Origin of the sequence: Novispirillum itersonii (assembly GCF_014205675.1) — a bacterium.
GTDB lineage: Bacteria > Pseudomonadota > Alphaproteobacteria > Rhodospirillales > Rhodospirillaceae > Novispirillum > Novispirillum itersonii_A.
In genome coordinates, this window is sequence record NZ_JACIIX010000010.1 from 1 (window position 1) to 16494 (window position 16494).

The window sequence follows — 16494 nt, forward strand, 5'->3', positions numbered from 1 at the left end:
GAAACACCACACCGCGGGGTGGAGCAGCCCGGTAGCTCGTCAGGCTCATAACCTGAAGGCCGCAGGTTCAAATCCTGCCCCCGCAACCACATACCTCAACAGCCCTCCAGCTTACGCTGGGGGGCTTTTGCGTTTCGGGGGTGGTGCGGGTTTTACCGATACCCCCCGAGCACGTTCCGAAAAACGGGACCCAAGGGCCTGAGGCCCTTGGTGGGGACAGGGCAAAGCCCTGCGAACAGTACGATGGGGCAACAGGAGTGCCCGGGCTTGATCCTCCCCTGCCCCGCTCCTATGCTGGTGCCATGAAAATCATCGACCATGTCCTGACCGATCGCGGTTCAAAATATGCGGTGTCCGGTGGCCCGGCACGGAGCGCCGAAGAGGCGCGACTGTTCCTGAAAGAGCTGAAGCGGAACAAGAAGTTCGCTAAGGCGACCCATAATTCCTGGGCCCTTCTTTGCGAAGAGGGATCCCTGAAGAATGACGATGGCGAAAGTGGCGCAGGCATGCTGATTCTGCGGACGCTGGAGGGGGCCGGTCTGCGCGATCATATCGTGGTGGTCACCCGCTGGTATGGCGGCACCCACCTCGGTGGGGACCGCTTCCGCCACGTGAAGGACTCCGTGAAGGCCTATCTGGATGCGATGGCGGAAGAGGCTGGCTGAGCCCCCTCCTCCGCCCTCACACTCAGCTGTATGTCTTTTCCAGTGCGTCCCACTCCGGTTTGCCGACCAGCCGTTGCCGTTCGGCAAATGGCGTCACCAGACCGCTGGCTTCAGTGACTTGCTTGTCATCCCGCAGTACTGTCAACGCCTTCTGCATTCCGGCGACCGCCCCCTGTAGGGCGGCGTTGGCATACAGCACGATGCCATAGCCCAGATCGGCCAGTTCCGTGGCGTTGAAGATCGGGGTCTTGCCACCGATCACCATATTCATCAGCTGCGGCTGGTGCAGGCGCTGTGGCAGGGCGCGGATTTCCTCGGCCGTTGTCACCGCCTCGACAAACAGAATGTCGGCCCCGGCCTCGGCAAAGGCCTGTGCCCGCTCAATAGCGGCATCAAAGCCATGGACTGCCGCCGCATCGGTACGGGCCATGATCAGCAGGTCAGCATCCTGCCGGGCATCGACGGCGGCCTTGATCTTGTTCACCGCTTCCTCGGTGGAAATCACATCCTTTCCGGAGAAATGGCCGCACCGCTTGGGGGCCACCTGATCTTCCAGCTGGATGCAGTCAGCCCCGGCCCGCTCCAGCGTCCGCACGGTGTGGCGGACGTTCAGGGCATTGCCGAAACCGGTATCGGCATCAACGATCAGGGGCACCGAGACGGCATCGCGGATGCGGGCAGTGTGGTCGGCGATATCCGATAACCCCATAAAGCCCTGATCAGGCAGGCCAAACCACATGTTGGTGACGCCAGCGCCGGTGACATAGATCGCCTCGAACCCCAGATCTTCCACCACCTTGGCGGACAGGGCATTAAAAGCCCCGGGGACGATCACGCCCCGGCGGGCTTCGGCAAGCTGGCGGAGGGTTTTACGGGTGGACATCGGGGCATTCCTGTTAAACGGGGGAAGAACAAAAGGTCAGAAACAATCGGCGGGCACCCGCACCCAGCCTTCCATCAGGATCCGGGCGCTGCGGCTCATGCTGGCGCGGGTGATGGCCCAGCCATCGCCGCGCCGTTCGGCGGCAGCGCCGACCCGCAGGGTGCCGGAGGGGTGGCCGAAACAGAGGCTGGACCGCTCCCTTCCCCCGGCGGCCTGATGGACGACGGTTCCGTGGATCGCGGCAGCGGCGGCAAGGGCAATGGCGGCGGTGCCCATCATCGCATGGTGCAGTTTGCCCATCGACAGCGCCCGCGCCAACAGATCAATCTCGTCGGCCCGCACGGTTTTCCCGGCGGAGGTCATATAGTCAGCCGGTGGGGCGACGAGGATAATCTTCGGGGTATGCAGGCGGGTGGCGGCCTGCTCCGGGTGGTCGATCAGCCCCATCTTCAGCGCCCCGAGGGTTCGCAGGGCCTCGAACCGTGCCAGCGCTGCCGGGTCACCATTGAGGGCGTCCTGCGTTTCGGTGCCGGTATAGCCAAGGTCGGCGGCGGCCACGAAGATGGTGGGAATCCCGGCGGTGATCAGGGTGACGGTCAGGCGTCCCCCGGGCACCAGACTGTCCGGGCAGACCAGCACATCGCTAGCGTTCCCGGTCGGGAACAGGCCGCTCGCCCCCTCCCCGTCTTCGGCGGGATCGAGGAAATCCAGCGCGATTTCCGCCGCCGGAAAGGTCACCCCGTCCAGCAGGAAGGCGCCGGTTTCCTGCACCTGTCCGCCGTGGACCGGCACATGGGCGAGGATGGTCCTGCCGATATTCGCCTGCCAGATCCGCACCGTGCACAGGCCGGTATCGGGGAGTCGGGCCGGATCGACCAGCCCGCCATGCAGGGCGAAGGCCCCGGCGGCGGTGGTCAGGTTGCCGCAGTTGCCGGACCAGTCAACGGTGGCGCGGTCAATGGCAACCTGCCCATAGAGATAGTCCACATCATGGTCAGGCCGGGCGCTGCGCGACAGGATCACCGCCTTGCTGGTGCTGGACGTCGCCCCCCCCATGCCATCGGTCTGTTTGCCATAGGGGTCCGGGCTGCCCAACACCCGCAGCAACAGGGCATCGCGGGCCGGGCCGGGAACCCGGCAGCGCTCCGGCAGGTCGTCCAGACGGAAAAACACCCCCTTGCTGGTACCGCCACGCATATAGGTGGCGGGAATGCGGATCTGCGGCGGTGGCGGTGTCATGCAGGAGTCCTTCTCAGCCGGGGCTCCTATCTTACGGAGACTGTGGCTTCCTCACCAGAGGGCGCATTCCTTTCGCCGCTCTTCCCCTTATGGTCACACAGGCGGAGGGCGACGGCACAGAAGGCCCCGATCAACCGTTGCCGGGTGGAGGCAACCGGGGTCAGCAGGCCGATGGTGCGGGCCGGGGCCTCCGGCAGCACAATCCGGCGGAGGTCGGTGCCTTCCGGCCACGGCGGCAGCCAGTCGGGAATCAGGGAGACCCCCAGCCCCCGGCTGACCAGAACGGTGATGGCTTCCAGCGAGTCCAGCTCGTGGCGTTCCTGTGGATGCAGCCGCTGCCGGCGCAGATACTGCTCAACCAGCCGTCCGCCCCAGTGGTTGCGGTCATAGCGGATGAACGGGGCCTGCCGCAGGATGGCGGCGGGGGAGTCCTCCTGCACCGACAGCGGGGTGATCAGCAGCAGGGCCTCCCGCCGCAGGGGGGTCCAGCGCAGGGTTTTGGGCAGCACGAACGGCGGCTCGATCAGGATGGCGGCATCCAGCCCCCCTTCGGCGACGCGGTCGTGCAGATCGCTGGACATGCCGGGCAGGATATACAGTTCGATCCCCGGATGGCTGCGTTCCAGCGACACCATCACATCGGGCAGCAGCCCGGTCAGGACGGAGTTGATCACCCCGATCCGCAGCAGCCCGACATCCTGCCCGGCGGTGGCGGCGGCCTTCAGGTCCGCTTCTGCCGCCAGCAGCCGCCGGGCCTCCGGCAGGATGGCGGTCCCCGCCGGGGTGGCCTGCATGGTCTGCCCGGCCCGCTGCACCAGCGGCTGGCCGATGTCGTCTTCCAGCGCCCGGATCCGCTGCACCACCGCCGACGGCGTCAGGTTCAGCCGCCGTGCCGCCTCGGCGACGGATCCATGCTCGATCACGGCCAGCAGGGTTTGCAGGAAGCGGGTATCCATGGCTGTCTCCGGTCTGGAACCGGGGAGAGTAAACACCATATTTTCTGAACTCTGAAACCATAAAACCACATATTTTCTTTTCAGCCCGGAATGCGATCCTGAAGGCACAGCAGCCCTGTAGCAGGAGAGCCCGCCGCGATGTCCCAGTCCGTTCACCTCGCCGCCCGCATGTCGGCGGTGCAGCCGTCACCGACCATTGCCATCACCCGCCTTGCCAACGAGCTGCGCCGTCAGGGGCGTGACATCATCGGCCTGTCGCAGGGCGAGCCGGACTTTGATACGCCGGACCATGTCAAGGCGGCGGCCAAGGCGGCGATTGATGCCGGACAGACCAAATACACCGATGTTGACGGCACCCCGGAGCTGAAGCGCGCCATTGTCGAGAAGTTCCAGCGGGAAAACGGCCTGACCTATACCCCGGCCCAGATCAGCGTCGGCACCGGTGGCAAACAGGTGCTGTACAATGCCCTGTGTGCAACGCTGGATGAGGGGGATGAGGTGATCATCCCCGCCCCCTACTGGGTGTCCTACCCCGACATGGTGCGGCTGGCCGGTGGGGTGCCGGTGACGGTCGCCTGCGGCGAGGACGATGGGTTCAAGCTGACAGCCGCCGGATTGCAGGCAGTGATCACCCCGCGCACCCGCTGGCTGGTGCTGAATTCCCCCAGCAACCCCACCGGGGCCGGATATACGGCGGCAGAGCTGCGGGCGCTGGCCGATGTGCTGCTGCAACACCCGCAGGTGATGATCCTGACCGATGATATGTATGAACACATCCGCTATGACGGCTGGGAGTTCGTGACCATCGGCGCGGTGGAACCCCGCCTGCTCGACCGGACCCTGACCTGCAACGGGGTGTCGAAGGCCTATGCGATGACCGGCTGGCGCATCGGCTATGCCGGGGGGCCGGAAGCCCTGATCCGCGCCATGGCCACCATCCAGTCGCAGAGCACCACTAATCCCAGTTCCGTCAGTCAGGCAGCGGCGGTGGCGGCCCTGACCGGCCCGCTGGAGTTCCTCGCCGAGCGCAATGCGGTGTTCCAGAACCGCCGCGACCTGTGCCTGACCGCCTTCAACAGCATTGATGGCCTGTCCTGCCGCACCCCGGACGGCGCGTTCTACCTGTTCCCCTCCTGTGCCGGAATGATTGGCCGCCGCCGCCCGGATGGCCGGGTGATCGGCAGCGATGTGGATTTCGCCACCTTCCTGCTGGAAGACGCCGGGGTGGCCGTGGTGCCGGGATCGGCCTTCGGTCTGGCCCCCTACTTCCGCATTTCCTTCGCCACGGCGACGGAGCGGCTGGAAACCGCCTGCGCCCGGATTGCCGCCGCCTGCGCCACGCTGGCCTAACCCCCCTCCCCTCTGCCGAGAAGAAGGATAAAACGCTTATGGATCTGGGACTTCAGGGAAAAACCGCGCTGGTTCTGGGGGCCGGGGGTGGCCTTGGCGGGGCGATTGCCCGGGCGCTGGCCCGCGAGGGCGCACAGGTGGCGCTTGGGGATCTGTCGACGGAGGCGGTCGAACGGACCGCTGCCGAGATCAACGAAACCGGGGGCCGGGCCCTGCCCCTGACGTGGGATGTGGCGGGACCGCCGCGCCATGGCCGCGCCCTGCCGCTGACCTGGGATCTTGGCGACCTCAGCCAGATTGACGGCAATGTCAGCCGGATCGAGGAAATCTTCGGCCCGGTGGATATTCTGGTCAACAACACCGGCGGCCCGCCGCCGACCCCGGTGTCCGGGCAGTCTGCCGAGGTGTGGGCCAAATACTTCCAGTCGATGGTGCTGTCGGTGATCAGCCTGACCGACCGGGTGCTGCCGGGCATGAAGGCCCGGGGCTGGGGCCGGGTGATCACCTCCACCTCCTCCGGGGTGGTGGCGCCGATTCCCAACCTTGGCCTGTCCAACGCCCTGCGGGTGTCCCTTGTCGGCTGGTCGAAGACGCTGGCGCGGGAAGTCGGGCGGGACGGAATCACCAGTAATATCGTTCTGCCCGGCCGCATCGCCACACCGCGCATCACCTTCCTTGATGAGCAGAAGGCCAGGCGCGAAGGCCGCCCGGTGGAGGAGGTGGCGGCGGAAAGCATCGCTTCCATCCCGGTCGGCCGTTACGGCAACCCCGAGGAATACGGCGATGTGGTGGCGTTTCTGGCCAGCACCCGCGCCGCGTATCTGACCGGCAGCGTCATCCGTGTGGATGGCGGCCTGATTCCCAGCCTCTGATCTGACCCTGAAAGGATCCTGTTATGGCCACTCATGCCGAAATCGTTGAGGTTCTGTCGAAGGTCACCACCGCGACCATCACCACCATCCTGCTGAAGAAGGGGCTGCGCAATGTATGGCTGCGCGGGGCGCGTCCGCTGAAGGCGGGGCAGCCGCGTCTGGTCGGCCGGGCGTTCACCCTGCGCTTCGTCCCGGCGCGCGAAGATCTGGCAACCCCGGAATCGTGGTCCTCGCCGAAGTCCACCCGCGCGGCGATTGAGGCGATGCCGGAAGGCTGCATCGCCGTGGTTGATGCCATGGGCATCACCGATGCCGGGATTTTTGGCGATATCCTGTGCGCCCGCATGGCGAAGAAGGGTGTTGCCGCCCTGATCACCGATGGCGTGGTGCGCGATGTCGCCGGGGTGCTGGCCACCGGCCTGCCGGTGTGGTGCAGCGGTGTGGCCGCCCCGCCGTCGGTGGCCGGGCTGACCTTCGTCAACTGGCAGGAACCGATCGCCTGCGGCGGCGTGGCGGTCTACCCGGATGATGTGATCGTCGTGGATGATGACGGCGCGGTGCTGATTCCGGCGGCGCTGGTTGATGAGGTGGTCAAGCTGGGCCCGGAACAGGAACGGCTGGAAGGCTGGATCATGGAGCAGGTGGAAGCCGGAACCCCCCTGCCCGGCCTGTATCCGCCGAACGAAGAGAATAAGGCCCGTTACGAAGCCTCGAAGGCCGGAAAGTAAACCGGCCCTGATCCTGAATGCCCGGAACACCGCGCCTGATCCTTCTGTCAGGCGCGGTGTTTCAGTGATTGCCGCCCTCATGCCAGGCAAGGAATTCGGCGGTTTCCAGTCCCCGGGTCAGCAGGAAATAATACTCCATCCGCCGCTTTTCTGCGGCTTCGAGATCTGCGGGCCAGTCGAGCAGCAGGCTTTCCAGCCGGGCCAGATCGACGACCTGCCCGGCGGTCCGCGATGCCTTGAGGCGTTCCAGCGAGGCCAGCATCTGCGGGCGCCGGGCGGTCAGGATCGAGAACCATTCGCCGAGCTGGCTGCCCCGGCGGGTTTCGTGCCGTGTCTGATCCGGCACCTGTCCGGCCAAAACGGCCCGGGCGAGCGAACGGGGTTCTCCGTCGCGGATGAAGTCTTCCAGCGGCAGGCTGGCGAAGAATTCGATGACCCGGCGGTCGCCCAGCGGTGCCCGCCAGTCGACGCCGTGCAGGGCCCGGGCCGCCACCGCCCACTGCCCGACCCCTTCATCCCCCTGAAACCACTCCCGGGTTGTCTGCACCGACGAATGAGGGCTGCCGGTCCGGACCCGGTAACGGTCAGGGTCAAGGCGGTCCAGCATGTTCATGTCCGCCGCGAAGGTGGGGTTGAGGGCGGCGAACCGTCCCCACGGGGTTGTCCATCCCTTGCGTCGGCCGCGCAGCCACAGCGGCTCATGCGGGGCGAGCAGCCGGTGCCGGATCAGGGCCGGAAGGCTCTGCCCGCTTCTCCGGCTGCGCTGCCACAGCAGGCGCGTCAGGGCCAGCAGCCGCCCCTGACGCAGCAGGGCCGTTTCCACCGTTCCCCCGTGAGAACTGTAAAAGTGATTTCCACCCTCCCCGTTCAGGATCACCCGCCCGCCCTGTGCGGTGATGAACCGGAACAGCGGGAAAAACCAGGCTCCGTTGATCAGGTTATCGGCGGGGGTTCCTGCTTCGAGGAACCAGCGGCGGCGGTCAGATTCGCCCCAGTCCTGCCCATCCTCGCCGACCGGATGCCAGATCAGGCCGGGGTGATGGTCAACGAAGGCGCGGGCGCGGGAGGCTTCATCATAAAAGCGGATCGGGCCATTCTGCGGGGTTGGTCCCCCCGGGATCCGGGTCAGGGCGATCAGCCGGTCCGGCTCAAGGCAGCGGCGGGCCGACAGCAGGACGGTCGGGCTGTCGAGCCCCCCGGTGAGGGAGGCACCGACCATGCCGACCGCGCGGACGGATCCGGCAACGGTCCGGTCGATCACTTCGGCGGCGGCGGCCACCGTGTCCTCATGGCGGCTGAAGCGCCGGGTTCCGGGATGCGGCAGGGACCACCAGCGGTGCGACCGTGTCGCCTCCGGGGTCAGGGTCAGGGTATGTCCCATGCGGACCCGGTTGATCCCGGCATAAATCGTCCGGTCCCCGGGTTCGGTGTTCAGGATCAGATGATCGGCCACCGCCAGATCATCGAGATCCCGGGGGATCTCCGGCAGGGCCAGCAGCGGGCGGAGCCGGGTTGAGAAGGCAATCAGATGGGCGCTGCGGTGGATGAACAGGGACCGGTTCTGCGATGGATCGCGGGTCAGCACCAGCCGGTGTTCCCCCGGCAGCCACAGGGCCAGCGCGAAGTCGCCATAAAACCGCGACACGGCGTCGGTCCCCCACCGTTCCAGTGCCCTCAGGCACAGGGCTCCGTCGGGAAGGGCTGCCGCGTTACCGGACAGGCCCAGGGTATCTGCGAGTTCGCCCCGGTTCGACAGGCGGACATCTGCTGCCAGAACCGCCCCGGACGGCCCGGTCAGGGGCATCCGCTCGCGGTCATCCTCGGGGGTGAAGACATGCTGGCGATGGACGAGGGTAAATGATCCCTGACGCCAGATACGGGGATCGGCACTTCCGCGACCCGCCAGGCCCTGTGCCAGCCTGACGGAATCATGGTGATCTGCCGGCCGCCCGTCAAGCCGCCACAGACCGGCAAAATCACTCATGAACCTGACATAACCCCTTGGCCGTCATTGCCGGGGGACCACCCGTCGGCAGTCTGATCGGCGGGCAGAATGCTCAGCCGGGGGCTGGCCCAAGGCTCACGGCCACCGGCCTGAGGCGCGGTGAGTGTCTGGGAGGGGGAGGGAGGCCCGACCGCAATCGGTGCTTTCGGTTCCATCAGAATTCTCCTTATATCCTTGACGTTAATTTCAAAATTTACATATAGCAGAGGGGCATGCGGGGAGGAAGTTAAGAACCGTCATTATTTTCAGGCGTGTACTTGAAGAGAACGATCGGTTTTATTGGAGAGTAATCCGGGGTTGGTGTGCTGTTCTCTGATTGTACGGACCATCAGTCTGCGGCGTGGATCCAGCCGTGGACGGTCCGGCGTCCGTCCCGGGGAGCAGGGGCACCGGGACCGTTCAGGATCAAGGCAGGTCCGGCTGGCTGTGGCGGCACAGTCCGGCACCCCTGCGGTCCGGGCGCGGGGTGGTTGCGCCGGTCAGGCCAGGTATTCCACCCCCTGTTTCCGGGCAGCGGGGGCGTGGCCGGTTGAATCAGGAGGGGGCCGCTGACGGATGATAGCCAAGTCTTTCCATGACGGGGCCATGGGCGGCGGCCTGCTCCGCCGTCAGATCGGTTTTCCAGCGTCCTGCCTTGCCCTGCCGGAAAAACCGGTTCTGGACTTTTGGCCGTTCGGGAAAGCCATGGGCTTCCTCGATGGCGGCAAGGGCCGGGAAGCCGCAGGCTGCCACCGCTGCCGCCACGACGGAGGGGGTTGAGGGCAGGCCGAGAAACCGTGCGAACCGTCCGACGACGGTATGGGGATCGGCCAGCATGTCCTCATACCGGATCACCAGCAGGGGGCCGGGGAACCCATCCAGCCATGACCGGACGTGGTCCGACCATGTTCCCAGCTGTTCGGGGGCGTTTGGGGCCCAGTGGGAGGTCTTCTGTCCGATCGCCTTGTCCGGCCGTGCCATTTCCGTAATGGTTTCATCAATGGTGGAACCGGAATGATTGGCCCACGATGGGGCCACATCCCGGGGGTCACGCACCAGATAGACTGCTCCGGCGGTCAGGTCCGGCGGAAAGCCGTGCGGATCGTAGGCATCATGGATTTTCAGGAACCGGACCCCCGGTGCCACCAGCCGGGCCAGCGGGGTTTCGGTGATCAGGGCGTGATAGGCGCTGCGGCGCAGTCCGGTCAGTTCCGCTGTGGTCAGGTCGTCGGTTGGCACTTCCGTGACGGCTTCCAGCCACGAACGGGCCGATGGCTGCGGGTAGTGCCAGTGAAGCTGCTCCAGATCCGGGGCCGCGCCGCCATGGCTGAGGCTGTCGATCAGGCACCGGGCCCACGTATTGCCCGATTTTGGATAGGAGGCGATCCAGAATAATCCGTTTTCCACCGGCTGCCCCCTTATCCCCGGTCCATAAAGTCTTCGACCAGACGGACCGTTTCCCCCAGATCGGCATAGTCAAGGGACCGGATCAGCCGTGCCACCGGAACGGTGCCGGCAAGCCCCCCGGCGGCCCTGAACAGATCAGCCTGCCGGCCGAGCATCCGGCCGACGGAAGGACGGGACACATGGCTGAGGATCAACGGAACTGCCGCTGTTGCAGGCACGGCAATCCGCTCCGGGGCCTTGCCACGTGCCAACAGCAGAACACCCTCCAGCCGACGCGGCGATGTATCGAAGTCCTGTCTGGGGGGCAGGTCATACTTTTCCAGTGCGTCGCGCACCCGTTGCAATCCGGTCATATCCTCCCCCATCGCCTCAAGCGTATCTCGCCACACCTTAAGACGGCAGAAAGACGGCAGAACGGTCCTGTTTGCGGGGTCAAGAACAGTCAGGTCATCTGACAGCAAATGATGCCCCCGGCGCAGCAGGGCCAACGCCAGGGTGGATTTTCCGGCACCGCTGGCCCCCAGAAGGGCCACCGTGCGGCCACCGATGCTCAGGGATGCGGCATGCAGGGGGAACGTTGCGCGTTGGTGACACAGAACGCCGATTGCCATCCCCAGCAGGAACAGGCGCCAGGCGGGAGCCGTCTCCTGACCGAGGATATCGACGGTGATCCGGCGGCCTCCTTCGATCAGAAACTGCGCCAGATCGGGAACCCGCAGGCGGACGGATCCTTGGCTGTCCACCGCCAGCCACGGGGCTGAGGCCGGGACCGCAGGCAAGGCTCCGGCGTTAATCCACACATCGACGGCGGCTTCGTCTGGACCTGTCCAGAGGGCCAGTTCGGGCAGGGGCAACACGCTGCGGACGCGCCAGCCACACAGAGCATAATCCCTTTCGGTCATTCATTTCGCTTCCGTAAAATACAGACCGGATCCGGCGTCATGGCCCAAGGGGGCATTCCGCCGGGGGTGATTGTGTCTGTATGTACTTCTATTCAGGGTGTGCCGCCAGAGGTGGCTGTGGGGAGGTATCAGGAGAGTGAGGACGGGGGAACCCCGGGGTTTCCGCAGTCTCCTCCGGCGGGCCAGATCTCTCTCGGTGTTGATGGCTGTCAGTCTGCCAGCAGGGTCCGGATCAGGGCGGAGTCCGGGTCAGCCAGAGCGTCGATGACATCAAAGTGGTGGCGTCCGGGGGATTCGACGACGGCGGTTGCCGCCCCCAGACCCTGCCAGACCGAGGCCAGCAGGGCGTTCTGCCGCCGGAATTCCGGCCGTTCCTCCGCCCCGGCCCAGCAGATCACCGGCAGATCCGGGCGCGGTATCCGCAGGGCCGGGCTTTCGGCGGCAGCTTCCGCCGCATCCAGACGCAGGGTGGCGTTCATCCGGGTGGCCAGCAGCGGCCGCAGGTCATGCAGCCCGCTGAGGGAGACAACGCGGGTGATCCGCGCCGCCGTCTCCGGCCGCAGCGGGGCATCGGTGCAGGCCATCCGGCTGACCAGATGTCCCCCGGCGGAATGGCCGGTCAGCCGCAGCGGGCCGGGGCAGTGGGCGGCGATGGCCTCCACCGCCTGCCCGATCTGCCGGGTGATGCCGCTGATCCGGCTGTCCGGGCACAGGGTATAGCCGGGCATCGCCACCGCCCAGCCATGGGCCAAGGCTCCGGCGGCCAGATGGGACCAGCTGCTTTTGTCAAAGGCCATCCAGTATCCGCCGTGGACGAACACCACCGTCCCCCGGGCGGCACCGGTCGGGGTGAACAGGTCGTACCGCTCCCGCGCACCGCTGCCATAGGGCCGGTCGAGGTCGGCCCGCCCGGCGGCGGTGAGGGTTGCGCGGAAGGCGGCGGCCTGTGCCGCCCACCGCTGCGGGTAGGCGTCGCCGCCGGGGATATAGGCACCGTTGCTGTAGGCGTCATCCCAGTCGGTGATGCGGGTGGGGGAGATCATCGGGGTTTGCTCCTTGATGGCGGCGTTACAGGACGGTGCGAACCCGCCACAGCTCCGGGAACAGTTCCACCGCCAGCATGTTGCGCAGGTAGGGTACCCCGCCGGTGCCGCCGGTGCCGCGTTTGAAGCCGATCACCCGTTCCACCGTGGTGACGTGGTTGAAACGCCAGCGGCGGAAGTAGTCCTCAAAGTCCACCAGCTTTTCCGCCAGCTCATACAGCGGCCAGTGCTGTTCCGGGGCCTGATAGACCTGTCGCCACGCCTCCGTCACCCCATCGTGGGCCTGATGGGTCTGGCGGACATCGCGCTCCAGCACCTCGGCCGGAACGGCGATGCCGTTGCGGGCCAGCAGCCGCAGGGCCTCGTCATACAGGCTGGGGCGGGTCAGCTCCTCCTCCAGCCGGACCAGAATCTCCGGGCGGTGGGCATGCGGGCGCAGCATCGCCGGATTACGGTTGCCGAGCAGGAATTCAATTTCCCGGTACTGATAGGACTGGAAGCCGGACGACTGCCCGAGATCATCGCGGAACCGGGTGTATTCGCTGGGGGTCATGGTGCGCAGCACATCCCATGCCGCGTTCAGCTGTTCAAAAATGCGGGCGACCCGGGCCAGCATCTTGAAGGCGGGAGAAAGCTGGCCGTCCCGCAGGGCGGCGCGGGCGGCGTGGATTTCGTACAGCGCCAGCCGCATCCACAGTTCCGAGGTCTGATGCTGGATGATGAACAGCATCTCATCATGGGCGGTGGACAGGGGCGTCTGCGCCCCCAGAATACGGTCGAGCTGGAGGTAGTCACCGTAGGACATCCGCCCGTCAAAGGTCATCTGGGCCCCTTCGTGGGCCGGATCATAGGGCTTGCTCATGTCACGATCGCCTTCTTGTGGTAGTCCGGGCGGTCCCACAGGGCCCCGTCGATCACCTGTTGCAGGATATCCACCGCCCGGCGGACATCGGCGGCCCCGATGTACAGCGGGGTAAAGCCAAAGCGCAGCACATCCGGGGCGCGGAAGTCGCCGATGACGCCACGGTCAATCAGGGCCTGCATCACCGCATAGCCCTGCGGATGCCGGAACGATACCTGACTGCCGCGCTGGCTGCCGTCGCGGGGCGAGGCCAGCGTCAGGGTCGGGCAGCGGGCTTCCACCAGCGAGATGAACAGGTCGCACAGGGCCATGGAATCACGGCGGATCTGGGCCATATCAACGCCATCCCAGACATCCAGCGCCGCCTCCAGCGCTGCCAGAGCGATCACCGGCGGGGTGCCGACGCGCATCCGCTCCACCCCCTCGCCGGGGCGGTAGGCGGGATCGAAGGCGAAGGGGGCGGCATGGCCCATCCAGCCGGACAGGGCCGGGCGGGCGCTGTCGGCATGGCGGGGGGCCACATAGATGAAGGCCGGGGCCCCGGGGCCGCCGTTCAGGTATTTATAGGTGCAGCCGACGGCAAAATCGGCCCTGGCCCCGGCCAGATCCACCGGCAGCGCCCCGGCGGAATGGGCCAGATCCCACACCGTCACCACGCCGTGGGCGTGGGCCTTGGCGGTCAGGGCGGCCATGTCGTGCAGCCGCCCGCTGCGGTAATCGACCTGTGTCAGCATCAGCACGGCGACTTCATCGGTGATGGCGTCGGCCACCGCCTCCGGCTCCACCACCCGCAGGGTATGCCCCTGCCCCAGCGTTTCGATCAGCCCTTCGACCATGTACAGGTCGGTGGGGAAATTGCCGGAATCGGACAGGATCACCCGGCGATCCGGGCGCATCGCCAGCGCGGCGGCCACCGCCTGATAGACCTTGATCGACAGGGTATCGCCCATCACCACGCTGCCGGGCTCGGCCCCGATCAGCCGGGCGATGCGGTCGCCGACGCGGCGCGGCTGCACCATCCATCCGGCGCTGTTCCAGCCCCGGATCAACTGGCCACCCCATTCTGCGGTCAGGGTGCGGGCGACGCGGTCCGCCACCCCCACCGGCAGCGGCCCGAGGGAATTGCCGTCGAGGTAGATCACCCCGTCCGGCAGATCAAAGCGGGTGCGGGTTGCCGGGGTTTCGGGCGGGCTGTATCCGGAAGTCTGGGGGTCTGACATGGGCGTTCCCTGCGGCTGTGGTGGATGCCAGTGACCAGTAACCGGAAAATGTCTGGTGATATTGTCTGGCAATCAGTGTGTCAGGCTATCGGAAACCACCGGGGCCGTCGACCCTTCTGCCACCCTGCGGCGACATAAATGCAAAAAGCCCGCCGGAGGCGTCTCCGGCGGGCTATGTCTCTCAGGGGAAAAGGCCGGATCAGGCGTAACGGCTGATCGCCAGATCACGGGCATCGATCTCCGGGGTCTTGCCGGACACCAGATCGGCCAGCAGACGGCCGGAGCCGCAGCTCATGGTCCAGCCGAGGGTGCCGTGGCCGGTGTTCAGGTACAGGCCCTTCAGGTGGGTGGCACCGATCACCGGGGTGCCATCGGGGGTCATCGGGCGCAGACCGCTCCAGAAATCAGCCTTTGACATGTCGCCGCCGGGGAACAGGTCGGTGACCGAATGTTCCAGCGTGCGGCGGCGGGCCGGTTCCAGAATGTTGTTATAGCCCGAGATTTCCGCCATGCCGCCGACGCGGATGCGGTCACCCAAGCGGGTGATGGCAATCTTGTAGCTTTCGTCCATCACCGTGGATTCCGGCGACAGCTCCGGGTTGGTGATCGGAATGGTCAGCGAGTACCCCTTCACCGGGTACACCGGCAGGCGGATCGCATGGTCCTTCAGCAGCAGCGGCGACCAGCTGCCAAGGGCCACCACCACGGCATCGGCCTTCAGCGTGCCCTTGTCGGTGACGACGCCGGTCACGCGGTCCCCCAGCGCCTCGATACGGCGGATCTCTTCGTTCCAGCGGAAGGTGACGCCCGCCGCTTCGGCCAGCTTCGCCAGATTGTTGGTGAACTTGAAGCAGTCGCCGGTTTCATCCAGCGGGGTCTGAAGACCGCCGACAATCTTGTGGCGGACCCGGGCCAGTGCCGGTTCCACCCGGATGCAGGCGTCGGGGTCCAGCAGGTCGCACGGGATGCCGTCGGCCTTCAGGGCCTTGACGTCCTTGGCGGAGGCATCAAGCTGGGCCTGCGTGCGGAACAGTTGCAGGGTGCCCTTCATCCGCTCGTCATAGGTCAGGCCGGTTTCGGCCCGCAGCTCCGCCAGCGACTGGCGGGCATAGTCGGCCAGCCGCAGCATGCGGCTTTTGTTGAGGGCATAGCGGGACGAGGTGCAGTTGCTGAGCATCTGCACCAGCCAGCGCATCATCGCGCCATCAACCTTCGGGCGCAGGATCAGCGGGGCGTGTTCCATCATCAGCCACTTGACGGCCTTCATCGGAATGCCGGGGGCGGCCCACGGGCTGCAATAGCCGAAGGACACTTCGCCGGCGTTGGCGAAGGAGGTTTCCAGCGCCGGGCCGTCCTGACGGTCGATCACGGTCACTTCGTGACCGGCCTTGGCCAGATACCACGCCGAGGTTGTTCCGATGACCCCACTGCCGAGAACAAGGACTTTCATTGCGATGCAACCCGAAGAGAAAGTGACCGATCAGCCGGGGTCCGGGGCGCTGCTGTCAGGCCCGGCGGATCAAATATCCGGCCATTCATCCTGACCCGATTTTTACCGTGTCTTGACAGCGGAAGGAACATCTATCATGAATTGCCAAAAATAAGCATAGTTCTGCGAATATATAGAAAGTATACCGCATAAAATTGATTTTCCGGGCTTCGCAGGCGCGGAAAGTCGTATTTTGTGTCCCACCCGGACCACGGGGTCCGGCATGGGCCGGGAATGGGCGCAGACTCCGGCCCCTCTGACAGCCCGCCGCCGGAAACCGTCCCGCCGTGCGTATCATCCGGGGATCCCGTGATTGGCCCCGGTGCGGTGGAGTAAAGATGAGATGAAGGGTCTTGTGGCGGCTGCCGGTCTGGCACTGATGGCGCTGGTGGCGGTGATGGCCCCGGCGCAGGCCGATTTCCGGAGGGATTCCGCAGGACCGGGGCATGACAGTCCGGGCGATGGGGGCCGGAGGGGGCAGCCTGCTCCGGCGCGTGGCTATAGCCCTCCCCCCTCCCGCAGCGCCGATGATGATCTGTGGCACCGGGGCGCGTGGTGGCAGGGCCGCCATGATGGCCGAGAAGGCTGGTGGTGGATTGTCGGCAGCCGCTGGTCCTGGTATCCGTCCCCGGTCTATCCGTCTCCGGTCTATCCGTCTCCCGGCCCGTATAGTCCGCCGCCGGTTTCACCCCCGCTGCGCGGCGGCACCGACAGCAGTGGGGGCCATTGCCGGGACTACCGGCAGACGGTGACGGTCGGCGGCCAGCCGTCCACGGCCTATGGCACCGCCTGCCGTCAGGCGGACGGCAGCTGGAAACTGATCAGCCGGAACTGAGGGATCTTCCCGGTCTGATCTCCCCTGTCTGGGCGGCCCGTCACCGTACGTTTATCATT

At 66.2% G+C, this 16494-nt stretch carries 15 protein-coding genes and 1 tRNA gene; 6 read left to right on the forward strand and 10 right to left on the reverse strand.

Annotation, left to right across the window (positions count from 1 at the left end; genetic code table 11):
* The first annotated feature begins 12 nt into the window (after positions 1-12).
* Both FHS48_RS13025 and FHS48_RS13030 read left to right on the forward strand, forming a co-directional pair.
* Positions 13-89, forward strand: a tRNA-Met gene (locus FHS48_RS13025).
* 168 nt (positions 90-257) lie between these two features.
* Positions 258-665: a YigZ family protein gene (locus tag FHS48_RS13030; protein WP_311769139.1), complete on the forward strand. Its 408-nt coding sequence runs from the start codon at positions 258-260 to the stop codon at positions 663-665.
* Between the two features lie 22 nt (positions 666-687).
* Here the strand turns inward: FHS48_RS13030 and FHS48_RS13035 are convergent, their stop codons facing one another.
* Genes FHS48_RS13035 through FHS48_RS13045 form a run of 3 tightly spaced genes read right to left on the reverse strand, consistent with a single transcriptional unit; the run spans position 688 to position 3743 of the window.
* On the reverse strand, positions 688-1548 hold the full coding sequence (locus FHS48_RS13035; protein ID WP_184264012.1) for an isocitrate lyase/PEP mutase family protein: 861 nt from the start codon (positions 1546-1548) through the stop codon (positions 688-690).
* A gap of 36 nt (positions 1549-1584) precedes the next feature.
* The gene (gene prpF / locus FHS48_RS13040) at positions 1585-2787 is read right to left on the reverse strand and encodes a 2-methylaconitate cis-trans isomerase PrpF (protein WP_184264013.1); all 1203 of its coding nucleotides are present in this window, start codon (positions 2785-2787) and stop codon (positions 1585-1587) included.
* A gap of 26 nt (positions 2788-2813) precedes the next feature.
* Positions 2814-3743, reverse strand: coding sequence for a LysR substrate-binding domain-containing protein (locus tag FHS48_RS13045; protein ID WP_184264014.1), 930 nt, complete (start codon positions 3741-3743; stop codon positions 2814-2816).
* A gap of 138 nt (positions 3744-3881) precedes the next feature.
* Between FHS48_RS13045 and FHS48_RS13050 the strand changes: the two genes are divergently transcribed.
* Genes FHS48_RS13050 through FHS48_RS13060 form a run of 3 tightly spaced genes read left to right on the forward strand, consistent with a single transcriptional unit; the run spans position 3882 to position 6693 of the window.
* On the forward strand, positions 3882-5093 hold the full coding sequence (locus FHS48_RS13050) for a pyridoxal phosphate-dependent aminotransferase (protein ID WP_184264015.1): 1212 nt from the start codon (positions 3882-3884) through the stop codon (positions 5091-5093).
* Between the two features lie 38 nt (positions 5094-5131).
* Entirely contained in the window at positions 5132-5965 is an 834-nt protein-coding gene (locus tag FHS48_RS13055) for an SDR family oxidoreductase (protein ID WP_184264016.1), read from the forward strand.
* Positions 5966-5988: 23 nt separating this feature from the next.
* A complete protein-coding gene (locus FHS48_RS13060) occupies positions 5989-6693 on the forward strand; it encodes a ribonuclease activity regulator RraA (protein ID WP_184264017.1) in 705 nt (234 codons plus the stop codon).
* A gap of 61 nt (positions 6694-6754) precedes the next feature.
* Here the strand turns inward: FHS48_RS13060 and FHS48_RS13065 are convergent, their stop codons facing one another.
* The 7 genes from FHS48_RS13065 to FHS48_RS13095 form a co-directional block, all read right to left on the reverse strand.
* The gene (locus FHS48_RS13065; RefSeq protein ID WP_184264018.1) at positions 6755-8677 is read right to left on the reverse strand and encodes an asparagine synthetase B family protein; all 1923 of its coding nucleotides are present in this window, start codon (positions 8675-8677) and stop codon (positions 6755-6757) included.
* 555 nt (positions 8678-9232) lie between these two features.
* Positions 9233-10084: a sulfotransferase domain-containing protein gene (locus FHS48_RS13070; protein WP_184264019.1), complete on the reverse strand. Its 852-nt coding sequence runs from the start codon at positions 10082-10084 to the stop codon at positions 9233-9235.
* A gap of 11 nt (positions 10085-10095) precedes the next feature.
* On the reverse strand, positions 10096-10986 hold the full coding sequence (locus FHS48_RS13075; protein ID WP_184264020.1) for a hypothetical protein: 891 nt from the start codon (positions 10984-10986) through the stop codon (positions 10096-10098).
* A 209-nt stretch (positions 10987-11195) separates the two neighbouring features.
* The gene (locus FHS48_RS13080; protein ID WP_184264021.1) at positions 11196-12029 is read right to left on the reverse strand and encodes an alpha/beta hydrolase; all 834 of its coding nucleotides are present in this window, start codon (positions 12027-12029) and stop codon (positions 11196-11198) included.
* A 25-nt stretch (positions 12030-12054) separates the two neighbouring features.
* On the reverse strand, positions 12055-12891 hold the full coding sequence (kynA, locus tag FHS48_RS13085; protein ID WP_184264022.1) for a tryptophan 2,3-dioxygenase: 837 nt from the start codon (positions 12889-12891) through the stop codon (positions 12055-12057).
* Positions 12888-14111 carry a kynureninase gene (gene kynU, locus FHS48_RS13090; RefSeq protein WP_184264023.1) on the reverse strand — a complete coding sequence of 408 codons (1224 nt, stop codon included), beginning with the start codon at positions 14109-14111 and terminating at the stop codon, positions 12888-12890. Before kynU ends, kynA begins: the two co-directional genes overlap by 4 nt.
* Positions 14112-14310: 199 nt before the next feature.
* Positions 14311-15561: a D-amino acid dehydrogenase gene (locus FHS48_RS13095; protein ID WP_184264024.1), complete on the reverse strand. Its 1251-nt coding sequence runs from the start codon at positions 15559-15561 to the stop codon at positions 14311-14313.
* 382 nt (positions 15562-15943) lie between these two features.
* On the opposite strand from FHS48_RS13095, the gene FHS48_RS13100 reads away from it, so the two are divergent.
* Positions 15944-16435 carry a hypothetical protein gene (locus FHS48_RS13100; RefSeq protein WP_184264025.1) on the forward strand — a complete coding sequence of 164 codons (492 nt, stop codon included), beginning with the start codon at positions 15944-15946 and terminating at the stop codon, positions 16433-16435.
* Positions 16436-16494: the final 59 nt, after the last annotated feature.

What these genes read in the sequence shown, in the direction of transcription:
- FHS48_RS13035 (WP_184264012.1), bottom strand. Translation starts at nt 1,548, where the DNA reads ATGTCCACCCGTAAAACCCTCCGCCAGCTTGCCGAAGCCCGCCGGGGC.
- FHS48_RS13065 (WP_184264018.1), bottom strand. Translation starts at nt 8,677, where the DNA reads ATGAGTGATTTTGCCGGTCTGTGGCGGCTTGACGGGCGGCCGGCAGAT.
- FHS48_RS13080 (WP_184264021.1), bottom strand. Translation starts at nt 12,029, where the DNA reads ATGATCTCCCCCACCCGCATCACCGACTGGGATGACGCCTACAGCAAC.
- FHS48_RS13100 (WP_184264025.1), top strand. Translation starts at nt 15,944, where the DNA reads ATGAAGGGTCTTGTGGCGGCTGCCGGTCTGGCACTGATGGCGCTGGTG.
- FHS48_RS13095 (WP_184264024.1), bottom strand. Translation starts at nt 15,561, where the DNA reads ATGAAAGTCCTTGTTCTCGGCAGTGGGGTCATCGGAACAACCTCGGCG.
- FHS48_RS13075 (WP_184264020.1), bottom strand. Translation starts at nt 10,986, where the DNA reads ATGACCGAAAGGGATTATGCTCTGTGTGGCTGGCGCGTCCGCAGCGTG.
- FHS48_RS13060 (WP_184264017.1), top strand. Translation starts at nt 5,989, where the DNA reads ATGGCCACTCATGCCGAAATCGTTGAGGTTCTGTCGAAGGTCACCACC.
- prpF (WP_184264013.1), bottom strand. Translation starts at nt 2,787, where the DNA reads ATGACACCGCCACCGCCGCAGATCCGCATTCCCGCCACCTATATGCGT.
- FHS48_RS13050 (WP_184264015.1), top strand. Translation starts at nt 3,882, where the DNA reads ATGTCCCAGTCCGTTCACCTCGCCGCCCGCATGTCGGCGGTGCAGCCG.
- kynU (WP_184264023.1), bottom strand. Translation starts at nt 14,111, where the DNA reads ATGTCAGACCCCCAGACTTCCGGATACAGCCCGCCCGAAACCCCGGCA.
- FHS48_RS13055 (WP_184264016.1), top strand. Translation starts at nt 5,132, where the DNA reads ATGGATCTGGGACTTCAGGGAAAAACCGCGCTGGTTCTGGGGGCCGGG.
- FHS48_RS13045 (WP_184264014.1), bottom strand. Translation starts at nt 3,743, where the DNA reads ATGGATACCCGCTTCCTGCAAACCCTGCTGGCCGTGATCGAGCATGGA.
- kynA (WP_184264022.1), bottom strand. Translation starts at nt 12,891, where the DNA reads ATGAGCAAGCCCTATGATCCGGCCCACGAAGGGGCCCAGATGACCTTT.